Source organism: Sinomonas sp. P47F7 (genome assembly GCF_049332655.1).
Taxonomy (GTDB): Bacteria; Actinomycetota; Actinomycetes; order Actinomycetales; family Micrococcaceae; genus Sinomonas.
This window is the reverse complement of the sequence record NZ_CP186327.1, coordinates 733,527-748,215: the sequence shown is the minus strand read 5'-3', so window position 1 is coordinate 748,215 and position 14,689 is coordinate 733,527. Positions and strand designations below refer to the sequence as shown.

18 protein-coding genes and 1 tRNA gene are annotated in these 14,689 nt (G+C 69.0%); 11 read left to right on the top strand and 8 right to left on the bottom strand.

Annotated elements, in window-relative coordinates; all coding sequences use genetic code 11:
* Positions 1–5 precede the first annotated feature (5 nt).
* Genes crcB through upp form a run of 3 tightly spaced genes read right to left on the bottom strand, consistent with a single transcriptional unit; the run spans position 6 to position 1,726 of the window.
* A complete protein-coding gene (gene crcB / locus ACOKR1_RS03680) occupies positions 6–497 on the bottom strand; it encodes a fluoride efflux transporter CrcB (protein ID WP_422935411.1) in 492 nt (163 codons plus the stop codon).
* Positions 498–1,043, bottom strand: coding sequence for a universal stress protein (locus tag ACOKR1_RS03675; protein WP_422935410.1), 546 nt, complete (start codon positions 1,041–1,043; stop codon positions 498–500).
* 47 nt (positions 1,044–1,090) lie between these two features.
* Positions 1,091–1,726: a uracil phosphoribosyltransferase gene (upp, locus tag ACOKR1_RS03670; RefSeq protein WP_422935409.1), complete on the bottom strand. Its 636-nt coding sequence runs from the start codon at positions 1,724–1,726 to the stop codon at positions 1,091–1,093.
* A gap of 154 nt (positions 1,727–1,880) precedes the next feature.
* On the opposite strand from upp, the gene ACOKR1_RS03665 reads away from it, so the two are divergent.
* The 6 genes from ACOKR1_RS03665 to ACOKR1_RS03640 all read left to right on the top strand — a co-directional run bounded on the left by ACOKR1_RS03665 (position 1,881) and on the right by ACOKR1_RS03640 (position 7,692).
* Positions 1,881–4,454: a LuxR C-terminal-related transcriptional regulator gene (locus ACOKR1_RS03665; RefSeq protein WP_422935408.1), complete on the top strand. Its 2,574-nt coding sequence runs from the start codon at positions 1,881–1,883 to the stop codon at positions 4,452–4,454.
* 285 nt (positions 4,455–4,739) lie between these two features.
* Positions 4,740–5,222 (top strand): tRNA adenosine(34) deaminase TadA, encoded by a 483-nt coding sequence (gene tadA / locus ACOKR1_RS03660; protein ID WP_422935407.1) that lies wholly within the window; start codon positions 4,740–4,742, stop codon positions 5,220–5,222.
* A gap of 69 nt (positions 5,223–5,291) precedes the next feature.
* Complete coding sequence (locus ACOKR1_RS03655; RefSeq protein ID WP_422935406.1) at positions 5,292–5,792, top strand: methylated-DNA--[protein]-cysteine S-methyltransferase; 501 nt, start codon at positions 5,292–5,294, stop codon at positions 5,790–5,792.
* 42 nt (positions 5,793–5,834) lie between these two features.
* The gene (locus tag ACOKR1_RS03650; RefSeq protein ID WP_422935405.1) at positions 5,835–6,368 is read left to right on the top strand and encodes an RNA polymerase sigma factor; all 534 of its coding nucleotides are present in this window, start codon (positions 5,835–5,837) and stop codon (positions 6,366–6,368) included.
* On the top strand, positions 6,365–6,997 hold the full coding sequence (locus tag ACOKR1_RS03645) for a methylated-DNA--[protein]-cysteine S-methyltransferase (RefSeq protein WP_422935404.1): 633 nt from the start codon (positions 6,365–6,367) through the stop codon (positions 6,995–6,997). Before ACOKR1_RS03650 ends, ACOKR1_RS03645 begins: the two co-directional genes overlap by 4 nt.
* 23 nt (positions 6,998–7,020) lie before the next feature.
* A complete protein-coding gene (locus ACOKR1_RS03640) occupies positions 7,021–7,692 on the top strand; it encodes an alpha-ketoglutarate-dependent dioxygenase AlkB family protein (RefSeq protein ID WP_422936545.1) in 672 nt (223 codons plus the stop codon).
* Between the two features lie 25 nt (positions 7,693–7,717).
* Here ACOKR1_RS03640 and ACOKR1_RS03635 read toward each other — a convergent pair whose 3' ends face one another.
* On the bottom strand, positions 7,718–8,932 hold the full coding sequence (locus tag ACOKR1_RS03635; RefSeq protein ID WP_422934441.1) for an IS110 family transposase: 1,215 nt from the start codon (positions 8,930–8,932) through the stop codon (positions 7,718–7,720).
* A 254-nt stretch (positions 8,933–9,186) separates the two neighbouring features.
* Here ACOKR1_RS03635 and ACOKR1_RS03630 point away from each other — a divergent pair, with 254 nt between their 5' ends.
* The 5 genes from ACOKR1_RS03630 to ACOKR1_RS03610 all read left to right on the top strand — a co-directional run bounded on the left by ACOKR1_RS03630 (position 9,187) and on the right by ACOKR1_RS03610 (position 11,531).
* Positions 9,187–9,795 carry a DNA-3-methyladenine glycosylase I gene (locus ACOKR1_RS03630; protein ID WP_422935403.1) on the top strand — a complete coding sequence of 203 codons (609 nt, stop codon included), beginning with the start codon at positions 9,187–9,189 and terminating at the stop codon, positions 9,793–9,795.
* Positions 9,792–10,664 (top strand): DNA-3-methyladenine glycosylase family protein, encoded by an 873-nt coding sequence (locus tag ACOKR1_RS03625; RefSeq protein ID WP_422935402.1) that lies wholly within the window; start codon positions 9,792–9,794, stop codon positions 10,662–10,664. Before ACOKR1_RS03630 ends, ACOKR1_RS03625 begins: the two co-directional genes overlap by 4 nt.
* Positions 10,665–10,706: 42 nt before the next feature.
* Entirely contained in the window at positions 10,707–10,970 is a 264-nt protein-coding gene (locus ACOKR1_RS03620) for a hypothetical protein (RefSeq protein ID WP_422935401.1), read from the top strand.
* Positions 10,967–11,359: a type II toxin-antitoxin system VapC family toxin gene (locus ACOKR1_RS03615; RefSeq protein ID WP_422935400.1), complete on the top strand. Its 393-nt coding sequence runs from the start codon at positions 10,967–10,969 to the stop codon at positions 11,357–11,359. The genes ACOKR1_RS03620 and ACOKR1_RS03615 overlap by 4 nt, the downstream gene beginning before the upstream one ends.
* A gap of 85 nt (positions 11,360–11,444) precedes the next feature.
* A tRNA-Ser gene (locus tag ACOKR1_RS03610) sits at positions 11,445–11,531 on the top strand.
* Between the two features lie 355 nt (positions 11,532–11,886).
* On the opposite strand, the gene ACOKR1_RS03605 is transcribed toward ACOKR1_RS03610, so the two are convergent.
* The 4 genes from ACOKR1_RS03605 to ACOKR1_RS03590 form a co-directional block, all read right to left on the bottom strand.
* Positions 11,887–12,264 (bottom strand): type II toxin-antitoxin system HicB family antitoxin, encoded by a 378-nt coding sequence (locus ACOKR1_RS03605; RefSeq protein ID WP_422935399.1) that lies wholly within the window; start codon positions 12,262–12,264, stop codon positions 11,887–11,889.
* Positions 12,261–12,464: a hypothetical protein gene (locus tag ACOKR1_RS03600; protein WP_422935398.1), complete on the bottom strand. Its 204-nt coding sequence runs from the start codon at positions 12,462–12,464 to the stop codon at positions 12,261–12,263. Before ACOKR1_RS03600 ends, ACOKR1_RS03605 begins: the two co-directional genes overlap by 4 nt.
* 417 nt (positions 12,465–12,881) lie before the next feature.
* Positions 12,882–13,589, bottom strand: coding sequence for a trimeric intracellular cation channel family protein (locus tag ACOKR1_RS03595; protein WP_422935397.1), 708 nt, complete (start codon positions 13,587–13,589; stop codon positions 12,882–12,884).
* A 121-nt stretch (positions 13,590–13,710) separates the two neighbouring features.
* Entirely contained in the window at positions 13,711–14,667 is a 957-nt protein-coding gene (locus ACOKR1_RS03590; RefSeq protein ID WP_422935396.1) for an SDR family oxidoreductase, read from the bottom strand.
* Positions 14,668–14,689 lie beyond the last annotated feature (22 nt).

Sequence of the window (14,689 nt, the reverse complement as noted above, 5' to 3'; positions counted from 1 at the left end):
CAGGGTCACCGGGCGCTCCTGGCGTGATGGTAGGCCGCCGCCCAGATGCCCAGGGTGCTGGCCAGCAGACCGCCGAGCACGGTCGCGGCGAGGTAGCCCAGGCCCTCGGGGCCGCGGCCCGCGTCAAAGAGCTTCACGGCCTCGACGGCGAACGTGCTGTACGTGGTGAACGCCCCGATGAACCCGGTCCCGATGAGCAGGCGCAGGATTCTCAGGCCGCCCTCGTCGGGGCCGCGGCGGGCGAGGGCCTCGAGCAGGATCCCGAGGGCGAAGGCCCCCGCGAGATTGATCACGAGGGTGGGCAGCGGCCAGCCGCCGGGGGCGGCAATCGCCAGACCGAGCCAGTACCTGGCCAGGGCCCCCGGGATCCCACCGGCGATCACCACGAGGATGTATCCGGGATGCAGGTGAAGCGGCCGGCGCCGGCGGGGCGCGCCGAGGGTCCCGGCGTCAGGGTCGACGTTCAGCTGGCCCGGATTCCGTGGCTCGGACTCCATCTAGCTGTCCCCGCGCAGTCGACGTCGGCGATGCGCGAGCGGGACGACGACCAACGGGAGGTCCTGGCTGTGGCCCAGGCGCGCCGCCACGGAGCCGGCGATCCGCTCCTCGAACCGGTGCGCGAGACTGTCCTCGTGCGTGCCCACGACGATGAGGGAGGCCCCCACTTCCCGGGCGCAGGAGGCCAGGGCGTGGGCGGGTTCACCCGACAGCGCAGCGAAGCTCCACGTGATCCCAGCATCCGAGAGTTCGCCGCGGAGGCCGTCGAGGAGGTCGGCGCGAATCTGAGCCGCGTCGTCGTCCACCGCGTCCGGATCGATCGAGAGCAGCTCCACCCGTCCGCCGGGTTCGTCCTCGCTGATGACGGTCGGGTCGGCGTAGGCGCACACGAGCCCGACCCCGAGGCCGTGGGCAAGATCCACGGCCCGGTGCAGAACCGCGAGTCCCTGCCCCGGGACCACCCCTGCCAGTACCGGTCCCTCCAGCCGTCGGGGCCGGTACCCGGTTTCGGGCTGAGGATCCGTCTGGCCCTCGATGTCAGGCAAGATCTCCTCCTCTGGTGGGCCGCCGCCGTCGTCTGTGGGGTGAAGCGCTACTTGGCGAGGCCGTAGAGGCGATCGCCCGCGTCGCCGAGGCCCGGCACAATGTAGGCCTTCTCGTTGAGCCGCTCGTCGATCGAGGCGAGGACAATCTTGACGTTCGCGTCGCCGAGCCCGGCCTCGAGCCGCGCGAGGCCCTCCGGCGCGGCGAGCAGGCAGATGCACGTGACGTCGCTCGCGCCGCGGCGGAACAGGAACTTGATGGCCTCGCTCAGCGTCCCGCCGGTCGCGAGCATGGGGTCGAGCACGAACACCTGCCGCCCCGTGAGGTCCTCGGGGAGCCGCTCGGCGTACGTGACGATGTCGAAGGTCTCCTCGTCGCGCGCCATGCCCAGGAAGCCGACCTCCGCCGTCGGCACGAGCTTCGTCATGCCCTCGAGCATGCCGAGGCCCGCGCGCAGGATCGGCACGACGAGGGGCGTCGGCTTCGTGAAGGCGGTCCCGACGGTCGTGGCGATGGGGGTCTCGATCGTCACGGGCTGGGTGCGTACCTCCCGCGTCGCCTCGTAGGCCAGGAGCGTCACGAGCTCCTCGGCGAGCTGCCGGAACACGGGGCTGGACGTGTTCTTGTCCCGCAGGACCGTCAACTTGTGGGCGACGAGCGGGTGGTCGACGACGAGTGTGCGCATGGCTGCCAAACTACCATTTGGCGGTGACGGCAGGGCCCCCGGCCCGGCCCAGATCAAGCCCTCCCGGGCCCTCACCTGAAACCGGCGTCATGCGCGTGCCCCGGCCGTCTCTTCCTCAGTATCGGCGGGGGGTCATTGCGAGAAAGGCCCGGGCTTGTTCGACCATGAAGTGGGTGGCGCCCTGCGCTACCTCGCACGCGGCCTCGGCGTGCGGATCGTCGGCGCGCCCGGAAGCGGGCGGACCACCGTCGCCAAACGGCTTGTCGAGGAGCTCGAACAGCGCGGATCCTCCGTGTACAGCGTCTTCGCGGTTCCCTCGCTCCAGGCCGTGCCGTTCGCGGGCATCCTCACGCTCGGGCTCGACCTGCGCTCGCGCGCCGTCGGCATCCTCGGAGTCTCCGACCTCCTGTCCGAGCACCTCTCGCGGCCCGGCTCGCGGGTGATCGTGCTCGACGACGTCGACAATCTGGACCGCGAATCGCTCAGCGTGGTCGATATCGTGCACAAGCGCACGAACGTCCCGATCGTCGTCACGACCGGGGACGTGCCGTTCCGCACCTCGACGCCGGCCACGGCGGCCCTGGGCCGCTGGCCGCAGGCCACGATCGCGATCCCGCCGCTGCGCTACGAGCAAGTCAACGGCCTCGTGGCGGAGATGCTCGGCGCCCCGGCCGATGTGGACGTCGCGGCGCGCATCCTCGCCTCGTCGGGCGGCAATCTGCGGCTCGCGGTGCGCATCATCGAGACGGCGGTGCTCGGCGAGCGCCTCGTGCTGCGGGACGGCCGGTGGTGCCTCAACGGCAGCACGCTCATGAGTGTGCATCTCCACAGCACGGTCGAGGCTCTCCTCGACGGGCTCAGCGACGAGGAGTTCCGGGCGCTCAACACGATGGCGCTCCTCGGCCCGGGCCCCCTCGAGCGGCTCATCGCGACGATCGGCCCCGACCTCTTGGACCGGCTCGAACACCGCGGCCTCGTGTCCGTGGTTCCGGGTCAGGAAGGCGCGCTTCTCGTTTCGGTGTTCCCTCCCGTCGTCGAGGACTATCTCAAGGGCCACATCGGCACTACGAGGAAGATCTTCCGGAGCGCGATCACGGACGCCTTCGCGGCCTCGGCGTTCGACCTCGCCCCACCCGCGGCAGCGGATTCCTCGGCGGCGATCGCCATGCTCCGGGCCGAGATGAACGGCAATCACTCGGCCACGGCCCAGTACTTCCACAGCCGCGTCGAGGACCTCGGGCGGCTCTACTTCGACGCGTGGGACGCGGACCGCAGCATGTGCAACGCCGTCGCGTTCCTCCGCGTGTATTGGGGCGCTCCCATCGACCGGAAGCGCATCGAGGAGGTCTTCGCCCACACCGATCCCACGAACAGCGAACCCGGGGATCGCCTGTTCTTCACGATCACGCACGCGCTGTGGGTGGCCCTCACCGCCGAGAACCTCGAGGACGCGACCCTGCTCATGGCGGAGTTCGCGGAGGCCGAACCGGGCTGGGCCGTCGAGGCGGAGGCCTGGGCGCTCCTCCTCGAGGCCTCCTACCACCGGGTCCCCGCGGACCTCGACGACGCGTTCGCGCGCTGGACCAACCGGAACCCCGCAAGCGGCGTGGTCCCGGCGGTGCGCGGGCTCCTCGAGCTGTTCCGCTTCCGCCCGGAGGAGGCGCTCCTGATCGCGGACACCGCGACGGGGTTCGAGAGCCTGCCCCGCTTCGACTCGCTCATTCGCGGGTTCGCGCTGTTCGCGAGCGGGCGCGTCGACGAGGCGATCGTCTTCTCGCTCGAGCGGCGCCGGGACGCGCAGCTCGGCGTCGACCAGTTCAGCCTCGTGACCCAGAGCTACGTGGCCGCCGTCGCCCTCTTCTCCCGCGGTCTGTTCGACGAGGCCGAATACGTCATGGGCACCACGTTTGCGCTGGGCCGGCCCGGCTTCCTCGTGGAGTCGCTGTACAACGCGATGGTGCGCCTCTCGTCGCTTCGGCATCCGTCGTCTCCGGGCGCGCATGCGGGCACGTCAGCACGGGACGTCGGCGCCCTCCCGGGCACCGGCAAGGGGGTCTACGACCTCGTCCGAAAGCAGCCAGCGAGCGCTGAGAAGTTCGACGACGCCGCGAGCCGGCTCATCGACGAACAGCTCCTCCACGGCTACGTGCTCGAGGCGACATATACCGGACTTTTCACGCTCTGCCTGCTCCCTGGGCCGCGGGTCAAGGCGCGCCTCCAGGGCATCCTGGACGAGCGCGGCGTGGCCCGTCACCGCCAGCTGCTGGCGATCGCGGACGCCGTGATCGGCGTCGACCTTCCGCATCTCGCGCAGCTCCTCGACGGCTACGTTCCGGACGAGGACACCTACCAGATCACCATGCTCCTGCGCGGCGCGACGCAGCGGTACCGGCTCGGCGGCGAGGCGACGGAAGCGATCGCGAGCCTCGAGCGGGTCACAAAGGCCTTCGCGGCCCGTTTCCCCACGGAGGGCCAGTTCATGTCCATCGAGCCGAGCGGCGCGGCCCCTCTGCTCACGGCACGCGAGGCCGAAGTGGCGCTCCTCGCTGAGGAGCGCAGCAATCAGGACATCGCGGCCCTGCTCAAGCTGAGCATCCGGACGGTCGAAAGCCACATCTCCAACGGCCTCCGCAAGACCGGCACGGCGACCCGTCAGCAGCTCGCCGAGGTCGCCCGCCGCGCGTCGGGCGTCCGCGCCCAATCATCCTCGCGGAGGATAGAGACCTAAGACCCTTGGGCCGTACACTGAGCCCCATCCTCGGTAAGGAGGTGAGGCGTCATGAAGACGCTCATGGTCTCCTTGCTCGCATACTCCACCGCAGCGACTGGGGCGCTGTTGGGTACGTGGTTGGCAGCGAAATGGCCGAACCCACGGTGGAGCTCATTCCTGGTGTCGTCGGGGGTGATCGTGGCGACCGTTGCCGTGTGGGCACAGGTGATCTGACGGACGCACCGCGTCGTTCGCCCGGGGCCCACGCCCCGGGCGTCGCCGCGGCGTCCCTATCATGGAGCCATGGCCGCCCCCGATCCGCAGCATGAGACGTGGATGCGCCATGCCCTTGCGGCGGCCCGGGATGCGCTCCCCACAGGAGATGTGCCCATCGGCGCTGTCGTCGTGGGCCCCTTCGGCGACGTGATCGCCGTCGGCCGCAACGAGCGTGAGGCGCTCGGCGACCCGACTGCGCACGCGGAGATGATCGCCATCCGCACGGCCGCCGCGGCTCTTCAAGCGCACGACGGCGGGGACGGCTGGCGGCTCGAAGACTGCACGCTGGTGGTCACCCTCGAGCCGTGCGCGATGTGCGCGGGGGCGATCGTGCTGGCCCGGATCCCGCGCGTCGTCTTCGGCGCGTGGGACGAGAAGGCGGGCGCCGCAGGGAGCGTGTTCGATGTCCTGCGTGAGCGCCGGCTCAACCACCGCGCCGAGGTGTACGGGGGCGTCCTCGCGGACGAATGCGCCGAGCTCCTGCGGCAGTTCTTCGCGGCCCATCGCTGACGGTTCGCTACCGCCCTGCATCCTAGGCCCCTCGCAGGCGCGGCCGGCCCCGCGTGATCAAATGGTTTCATGCGCCATACCGAGGCGGACACGGTTCTGGGGCCCCTCACGCTCGTCGCGGAGGGGGACGCGCTCACGGCGATCTACTTCCCCGCGCACTGGACGCTGCCCAAGCAGGCCTCGTTCGGCGAGCGGGTTGAGGGCGATCCAACCTTCGACGACGCCGCGGCGCAGCTCCGCGAGTATCTCGCCGGCGGGCGCCGCACCTTTCAGCTGACGACGGCGCCGCGCGGCACCGACTTTCAACTCGCCGTATGGCACCTGCTCACCGAGATCCCCTACGGCGAGACGACGACGTACGGGGCGCTCGCCGATCGGATGGGCGGGCGTGGCCTGTCGCAGCTCGTGGGCCAGGCCGTGGGCCACAATCCGCTGAGCATCGTCGTCCCGTGCCACCGGGTGATCGGGAGCGATGGGAGCCTCACGGGCTACGCGGGCGGGCTCGACCGGAAGCGGTTCCTGCTCGAGCTCGAGGAGCCGCCGGAGGCCAAGGCCGCGCGCTTGTTCTGATTCCGACCTCACACTTCCGGTCCCCGTGGCGTCTACTCAGTGATGGACATGAAACAGCCCTTCGAAAAGCTCGTCGATCTTCACGGCGCCACCGTGCTGCGCGTGTGTCGCGCCGTCGTGGGCCCCACCGACGCCGAGGACGTGTGGCAGGAGACGTTCCTCGCCGCACTGCGGGCGTATCCGGAGCTGCCGCCAGACGCGAACACGGAGGCGTGGCTCGTGACCATCGCGCATCGGAAGAGCATCGACTCCATCCGGTCGACGGGGCGGCTGCCCCTTCCGGTTGCCGAGGTGCCTGAGGCGGGCTCACCCGAGGCGGCACCCCACGCTCCGCCGGCCGGACTCGGAGACCCCGCCGCCGGCGCGCCCGGAGACGGCATCTGGGACCGCGTCGCGCGTCTGCCCGACAAGCAACGGCGCGTCATCGCGTACCGGTATCTCGCCGACCTTCCGTACAACGAGATCGCCGCGATCCTCGGCGGCTCCCCTGCCGCGGCGCGGCGCGCGGCCACAGACGGCATCAAGTCACTCCGAGCGGCCCTCTCCGCCGCCTCATCCGAAGGAGAAAGCGCATGACCTCCAACGCCACGGGCATCGGCCCCGTCGACCTCGCCCTGTCCCCCGAACTCATCACTATCGAACCGGGCGCCCTCAACCGCCTCCACGCCGCTCTCGCCGAGCGGGCCTCGCACGAAGGGCTTCTGGACGTCGCCTATCGCGTCGTCGAGACGCCGGTCGGGAAGCTCCTCCTGGCAGCCACCGAGCGTGGCCTCGTCCGGGTCGCCTACGAGCGCGAAGGCCACGAGGCCGTGCTCGAGAAGCTCGCCGAGCGCCTGAGCCCCCGCATCCTCGAATCGCCCGGGCGGCTCGGAGAGGCGGCCCGTCAGGTGGAGGAGTATTTCGCCGGCCGGCGCACGGGCTTCGATCTCCCGCTCGACCTGAGCCTCTCGAACGGCTTCCGCCGCACCGTGATCCAGCACCTCACGGCCATCGGATTCGGCCACACGGAGAGCTACGCGGAGGTCGCGCGGGCGGTGGGCAATCCGCGCGCGGTCCGCGCCGTCGGGACGGCGTGCGCCACGAATCCGCTTCCGGTCGTCGTTCCGTGCCACCGCGTGCTGCGCTCGGACGGGAGCCTCGGCGGGTACGTGGGCGGGATCGAGGCCAAGACGTCGCTCCTGCGGCTCGAGGCGGTCGCGGCGTGACGGCGCTGGTCGGCGACGACCTCATGTCACGGCCTCGGCGCGAACTCGCGCCGGGAGCCGTGCATGTTCCTGGCTGGCTCACCCTCGAGCAGCAGGCCTGGATCTCAGCCCGGTTCCGCGAGTGGGCGGCAGGGCCGGTTCCCCTTCGAGGCGCGAGCGTCCGCGGCCACGAGATGTCCGTCAAGACCGTGTGCCTCGGGTGGCACTGGCAGCCGTACAAGTACACGCGCGAGGCCACGGACGTGAACGGCCGCCGGGTGCTGCCGTTCCCCGACTGGATGGTGCGCGTGGGCCGGCTCGCGGTCGCCGAGGCCCACGGCCGGGATGCGGCCGAGTACACCCCGGACACGGCGCTCGTGAACTACTACGACGACGACGCGCGCATGGGGATGCACCAGGATCGCGACGAGGTCTCGCTCGAGCCCGTCGTCTCCCTCTCAATCGGCGAGAGCTGCATGTTCCGCTTCGGGAACGCGGAGGGGCGCGGACGCCCGTACACAGACGTGGTGCTTGAATCGGGCGACCTGTTCGTGTTCGGCGGCCCGTCCCGTCTCGCGTTCCACGGCGTCACGAAGATCCTCCCGGGCACCGCGCCCGGGGGCTGCGGGGTTGCCGAGGGCAGGATTAACATCACGCTGCGCGTTACAGGATTGAGCGATGCGGAAGTGAACGCATCACCGAGGGAAAGGACGTGAGGGCATGAGATTCCCTAGGTCAACCTCAGGCGGCGATTTGCATGGCGCCTCCGTGCAGTTCGGGGTTGTAGGCGGTGTTGTCTTGCCAGCAGCGCCAGATCACGCGGACCCAGGCGCGGGCGAGGATGCGCACGGCGTGGGGGTGCCGTTTGCCCCTGCTGATGGCGTCGTTGTAGACCTTCGCTGCCCACGGGCTGACGTGGCGGGAGTCGTCGGCGAAGTCGATGAGTGCATTGCGGAGCTTCTTGTCTGCGGCCCATCGAAAGCCGACGGCGTGGTACTTCCCGGATGCGCGGGTCACGGGCGCGACACCGGCCAGCGCGGCGAGGGATTCCTCGTCGGGGAAGCGGGCGCGGACGTCTCCGATCTCGGCGAGCAGCGCTGCTGCGCGCACGCCGTGGCCGGCCTTGGGCAGGCTGGTGAAGATGTGTGCGTCGGCGTGGGTGTGGAGGCGTTCGATGATCTCGGCCTCGAGCTCGCGTTCTTGGTTGCGGACGGTCTCGACGGCCTTGAGCAGGGCCAGGACGCACGCGGCGTGGCCGTCGGCTTCGTCGGCGGACAGGCCCGCGGGCGGGGCTTCGGACACTCGGGCGAAGAGCTCTTCGAGGGGTTTGCGGCCGCAGTAGGCGATGCGTCGCAGGAACGCGGCAAACCTTGCCTGGGTCAGCCGGGCGGCGGCGTGTTGGGTCGGGTAGCGGCGCAGGAACGCGATCGTCACGTCGCTGTCCAGGCGGGCGAACAGCCCGATCGCGCCGGGGAAGCAGCGCTCCAGCTCGGCGCGGAGCTGGTTGACCAGTCCGACGCGGGCCTCGACCAGCTGCTTGCGGGTGCGGGACAGGGAACGCAGTACCTGGGTGGCGTCACCGTCCTGGGTCAGCGGGGTGAGCCGGTGGCCGTCGGTGCGGAGCACGTCGGCCAAGAGGTAGGCATCCCCGGCGTCGGACTTGGCTCCCGATCCGCTGTAGCGGGTGCGCAGGCCCTTGACCTGACGCGGGGTGATCACGAAGACCCGCAGGCAAGCGTCGAGCAGTGCTTCGACCAGCGGGCCGTCACAGCGCTCGATCGCAACGCCCTCGACGCCGAGCTTGGTCAGTCGTGTGACCAGGCCGTTGAACGTCTTGCGGGTGTTGGGGATCTCGAAGCGGATCCTGATCGCGCCGCGATCGTCGACCACGCAGATCGCGTGGGTCTTGCTGGCCCAGTCGATGCCAGCGAAGAGCTGGCCCTGATGTGTGGACACGTCTCTGGTCCTTCCGGTGATGATGGAACTGGCACCGTCGGTGTCGAGAAGCCGGCCCGGATGCTCATTGCGTGGCGGTCCAACCCGCATATCCCTAGCGCCGGTGGTGGCTTCCCGGCCCGGCGGCTGCCGCAGATCTCATGCTGGTCCTCGACGAACGAGCGAGCGGGGCGGTCAGCCACCGGCCGGCGATTCAACAGGAAGCCTCATCCCGCGCATACCTACCTGGCTACTACTGAAGGAATGGTGCACCAATGAGCGAGGCGCCACTGGCAGGCGGAACGATCATTGGGGAGGACGGGCTCGCGCGGCCCACGTGGGCGAGCACGGACACGCTCCTGCGCGACTACTACGACACCGAATGGGGCATGCCCGTGCGCGACGAGCAGGGCCTCTTCGAGCGGATCAGCCTCGAGGGGTTCCAGGCCGGGCTCTCGTGGTCCACGATCCTCCGTAAGCGTCCGGCGTTCCGCGAGGCGTTCCTCGATTTCGATCCGGACAGGGTCGCCGCCCTCACGGAGGACGACGTCGAGCTGCTCATGATCAACGAGGGCATCATCCGGAACCGTGCCAAGATCCGCGCGACCATCCGCAACGCCCAGGCGACCATCGCGCTCCGCGATGAGGGAGGGCTCGTCGACTTCGTGTGGTCGTTCCAGCCCGAATCCACGCCGTCGCCCAAGACGCTTTCTGAGATTCCCACGACGTCGCCGGAATCCGTGGCGCTCTCGAAGGCCCTGCGGAAGAAGGGCTTCTCCTTCGTGGGCCCGACCACGATGTTCGCGCTCATGGAGGCCGTCGGGATCATCGACACCCACCTCGTGGACAGCCACCGGCGCGGCACGTCCGGCGTGTGGGCGTGACCGAAGCCGCGGTGGCCTCCCTGCGCCTCGAGACCCCAGGCGGCCTGGAACCGGAGGCGATCCTCGGGAGTCTCGCCGCGCACACTCTGCCCGGCGCCGAACGGACCGGCGCCGAAGAACGGACGCACACGCGGCTCGTCCGGGGCCCGCGGGGGCACCGCGCCCTCACCCTGCGCTTCGACGCTTTCGGCGTCGACCTCGACATCAGCACCGGCACCGGCACCGGCACCCAAGACGAGTCTGAGCTTCTGGCCCTCGGGGAGATCGTCCGGAGCTGGTTTGATCTCGACGCCGACCTCGAGGCGATGCGCCGGTCGTTGAGCGCCGACTCCCTGCTCGGCCCGCTGCTCGCGGCTCGCCCGAGCCTCCGCGTGATCGGCACCCCCGATCGTTTCCAGACGGCGGTGACCACGGTCCTCGGCCAGCAGGTGTCCCTCGCCGCGGGCCGCACGTTCTCGGGTCGGCTCATCGCGGCCTACGGCGGGGACGAGTTCGATGGCCTGCGGAGCTTCCCCGAGCCGGCGACGCTCGTGGGCGCCGACGCCGAGGAGCTGCGCAGTGCCGTGGGCCTCACCGCCGCGCGCGCCCGGACCGTGCAAGCCCTCGCCGCGGTCTGGCTCGACGCTCGCGGTGCGCCAACGAGGAGCGAGCTCCTCGCTGTGCCCGGTGTGGGCCCGTGGACCGTGGACTATCTCGGCGTCCGCTACGGCGACCGCGATGCGTTCACGCCTGGCGACCTCGTGCTGCGCAAGGCCCTCGGCGGCATCACGGCACGCGAGGCAGAGGCCCGCTCCGAGGCCTGGCGCCCCTTCCGGGCCTACGCCCTCATGCACCTGTGGACCCACACGGCCTACACGAAGGGGTCCTGAATGACAGTGGGTCACCTCAACCTGCGGTGGTACACTTCAAGGGTGCCGACGTCCTTGCCTCGCACCCAAGTCACCCACACTGCCTTAGTCCGCCACGCACTCGACGTGGCGGCGAAGCGATGGCCGGGCGAGAAGAACGGCGCCCTCCTCGTACACCTGATCGAGGAAGGAGCCCGGGCGGTCGAAGGCAGCACACAGGCATCCGAGCTGGACCGCCGCGACCGCCTTCGCGGTCTTGCGGAGAAATTCGCAGAGTTCTACGGCCCGGATTACCTCGACGAGATCCGCGAAGGTTGGAACGAGTGATCGTTTTGGACGCCGGCATCCTCATCGGGTTGCTTTCGCCTACTGACGCCCACCACACGGCCGCCCTGAACCTTCTAGCCCCGAGCTCTGAGCCTTTCGTGGTTCACACGCTCACCTTGGCGGAGGTGCTTGTCGGCCCCGCAAAATCAGGGCGGGAAGGCGCTGTGCGGGATGATCTAGCGGATATCGGGCTGGAGACGGCAAGCCTGGGGCCCAACGAAGCGCTGCTCCTAGCGCGAACTCGAGCCAATCACGCCCTGAAAATGCCCGACGCCTGCGTGCTGGCCACCGCGATCCACCTTCAAGCACCCCTCGCCACCTTCGACGCCAAGCTCGCCGCCGCTGCACGCGGTCTCGGCCTCCTCTGCACAGAAGGGCCATGGAGCTGATCAAGGCTTGCCCTGGCCTGTGGTTGAGGGGTCTAAGGGGCCGGTTTGGACACCCGGCGTCCTCCCGGTAAAGTAGTTGCCTGCTGGTGGTGTGTCCGAGCGGCCGAAGGTGCATCACTCGAAATGATGTTTGGTGTAAAAGCCAACGGGGGTTCAAATCCCTCCACCACCGCCCAGCACGAAGGGCCTCGGAACCGCTGAATCAAGCGGATCCGGGGCCCTTTGCCGTTGCTACAAAGCGGCCTTTGGGCGCATTTTGGGCGCAACCCTCCGGCCGCCAGCCATCGAGGCGGTGCAGGAATGGACCCCAGAAACGACCTTCGCGGCCGTCTACGGCGAAACCACCATTGAGTTTCCGATCGCCGGCGAACATACGTCGTCGACGGCACGTGCCGAGACAGAATTACTCCTGCGAAAGCTCGTTCAGATCCTCGAGCGGCGAGGACACTGACCAGGCTCCGGCCGGCCCCCCAATCGAAGGTCCCCGACTCCGCCACGGGAGTCGGGGACCTTCGGCATCTAAAGGCTCAACGCGAGTTGGCGACCAACTGCGCAGCCCGCTGGTACGAGACGTGCAGCAGGGCACCGATGTCTCGCACGGTCGCCCCTTCGGCCTTGAGTGCCCGAGCACCTTCGCGGCGCTCTTCCGCCGCCTTGGCTCGCAGTTCGTCGGCCTCAGTCGACAGCCGATTAGCGTCTAGCAGTAAGCGCGCCACCCCTGGCATGTCGAGTTCGACCTCTACCTCGAAGTCGGATGCTCGGCCTCCCACACGCATAGCGGCCTGGTCTGCGACCATGTCTGGGACCTCGGCGACCGTACGGCCCTGAGTGATGAGGCCCGGAATCTCGGGAACGGAGACGAACCAGAACTTGCCGTCCCGACGGACCTTGGCCGTGAGCTTCATTTGTCCTCTCCTCCTTTGGCTTGTTTCATGATCTCCTCGGCGAGAATCTCGCCGATCTCCTTGTGGCGGGGTACGAAGGTGACGTTGTCGCCGACGGTTACCTTAGTGTGACGGCTGCCCTCGGTCGTCTGATATGCGACTTGGGCATCCCTCGCGAGGCGCTTGAGCGACTTCATCAGGTCTCGCCGCTTCATCATCATTGTACAAGTCTAGCCCCCTCTAGACAAGAATGTCTAGGGAGGGCTAGACAAAATCGGCCGATCGGCCCCCTGCAGCACCCCGAGGGGAGCCCGAGGCGTGGAGACGTGGGCCCACTTTGGGCACACTCCCCAGTGAAGCACCGTGAATTGACGTGATCGACGTGATCGACGTGAGGCAAAATTCGCGAGATTCCGGGGAAGTCGCGCGGCAACAGGCGTTCGAATAGGGTTCAAATCCCTCCACCACCGCTCAGCACGAAGGCCCCGAGATCCACGGAATTCCAACGATCTCGGGGCCTTCGTCATGTCGTCGCCAAGGCCACGCCCACCCCGTCGCCTGAGGCTCTCACCGGCACACGCGTCCGCGTACCGCCGATGCTCTGGCCAAGCAGCGCCGTCGCCCGCTGACCGAGGTTGTCAGCCCTTGTGGTTTTCGTCCGTCCGTCGCGGGCGCGGACGACGGCGGGGCCACCGCAAGCCGGGCAGCGCACCGAGCCTCAGCTCGACTGGCTCCGGCAGCCTCCACCCGCGGCGGCGCGCGATGAGGCTCACGGCCGAGCCCGTCACGATCGCCAGCGCGAAGCCCAACGTTCCCAGACCCAGCGGATACAGCACGGCCATCTCTACGCTGCCGATCAGGGCGCCGGTGGCGTACAGGGTATTGCCGCCGAAGATTGCCGGCAGGCGTCCGACCGCGATGTCCCTCACCATTCCGCCGCCGACGGCGGTCAGCAGGCCGAGAAGCAGTGCCGGAAGCCATCCCAGGCCCACCTCGAGCGCCTTGGCCGTGCCCGTTGCGGACCAGCAACCCAGCGAGAGTGAGTCGGCGACGAGCAAGACCCTTGTCGCCCAGATCCCGTCGAGGCGCACCACGAAGGCCACGGCCGCCCCGACCATGGCGATGAGAAGGTAGGCGGGATTGGTGAGAGCCACCGGAAATCCGTGCTGAAGCAGGGTGTCGCGCATCATCCCACCCCCGAGCGCCGAAAGCACCGCCAGCACGAGGAACCCGATGGGGTCGAACCGAAGCTGCCTGGCGACCGCGCCCCCGAGTAGACCGTTCGTCAGGACGCCGACCAGATCCACCGTGTCGAACACCGCAGTGGCTCCGAACTCCACGCTCACCTCTCTCGCCCCAGCCGTTCGCCGCGGGGCCAGGATCAATGCCGCGGGCCCGCCTTGCCCGACGATACTCTGCGCAGCGGAGGCAGAGGCAGAGGCTCTGCTCCCCCGCCCGTCCGCCTCGTCAGACTCCCGAGCCGAGGGTCCCGCGGAGGGCGGGCTGGCCGCGGTCCGCGAGGCGCGGAGCCCCGGTGAGGCCCTCGGCGACCGCCCACAGAGTTTCCGCGTAGTTGGGGCCGCGCCGCGCGCTGCGAGGTATGGCCGCTCGCTTCGTGGGACCGGTGAGACCGTTTCTCGGCCCATAGTAGGCACCCTGCTCCGCGTTTGGATCGGCCGCCGCGAAGAGGAGCGGCTCCGCGCCCTGCTCGACGCCCTGCGACGGCAGGATCGTCCACTGGATTGCGGGCTTGGCGTCCTCGGCACGGCGGGCCAGATTCGCCCCTGCGGTCTGGAGGTTGGTCCGGGTATAGCCAGGATGGGCGATCGTGCTGACGAGTGGCCACCCGTTCTCCTCCGCGACTTGGGCTAGATGGAGGCCCATGAGCATGTCTGCGAGTTTGGATTGCCCGTAGGCGAGGAAGCCCCGATACGAGGTGCGCCACTGAAGGTCGGCGAAGCGGATCGATGCCATATTGGCGACCCCGCTCGACATCGTGGCAACGCGACCCGAGCCGGATTCGAGCAGACGCGGCAGGAGGAGATTGGTCAGGAGAAACGGCCCGAGGAAGTTGCTCCCGAACTGCAGCTCAAACCCGTCGACGGTCTCGATCCTCTTCGGAGGGCGCATGACGCCCGCGTTGTTCACGAGGGTATGGAGCGGCAGGTCAGTTCCAAGGAGCTCGTCCGCGAAGGAGCGAACGCTCGACAGGTCGGCGAGGTCGATGTGACGTACCTCGAGGCGCGCGTCCGGCACCGCCTTCTCGATCTCGGCGCGAGCCGCGTTTCCCTTCTCGAGCGAGCGCACGGCCATCACCAAGGTCGCGCCCGCTGCGGCGAGACGCTTTGTCGCTTCCTTCCCCGTGCCGCTATTGGCGCCGGTCACGACGATTCGGCGACCTGTCTGGTCCGGAACCTGGTACATGCGTGCTCCTGAGATAGATTAT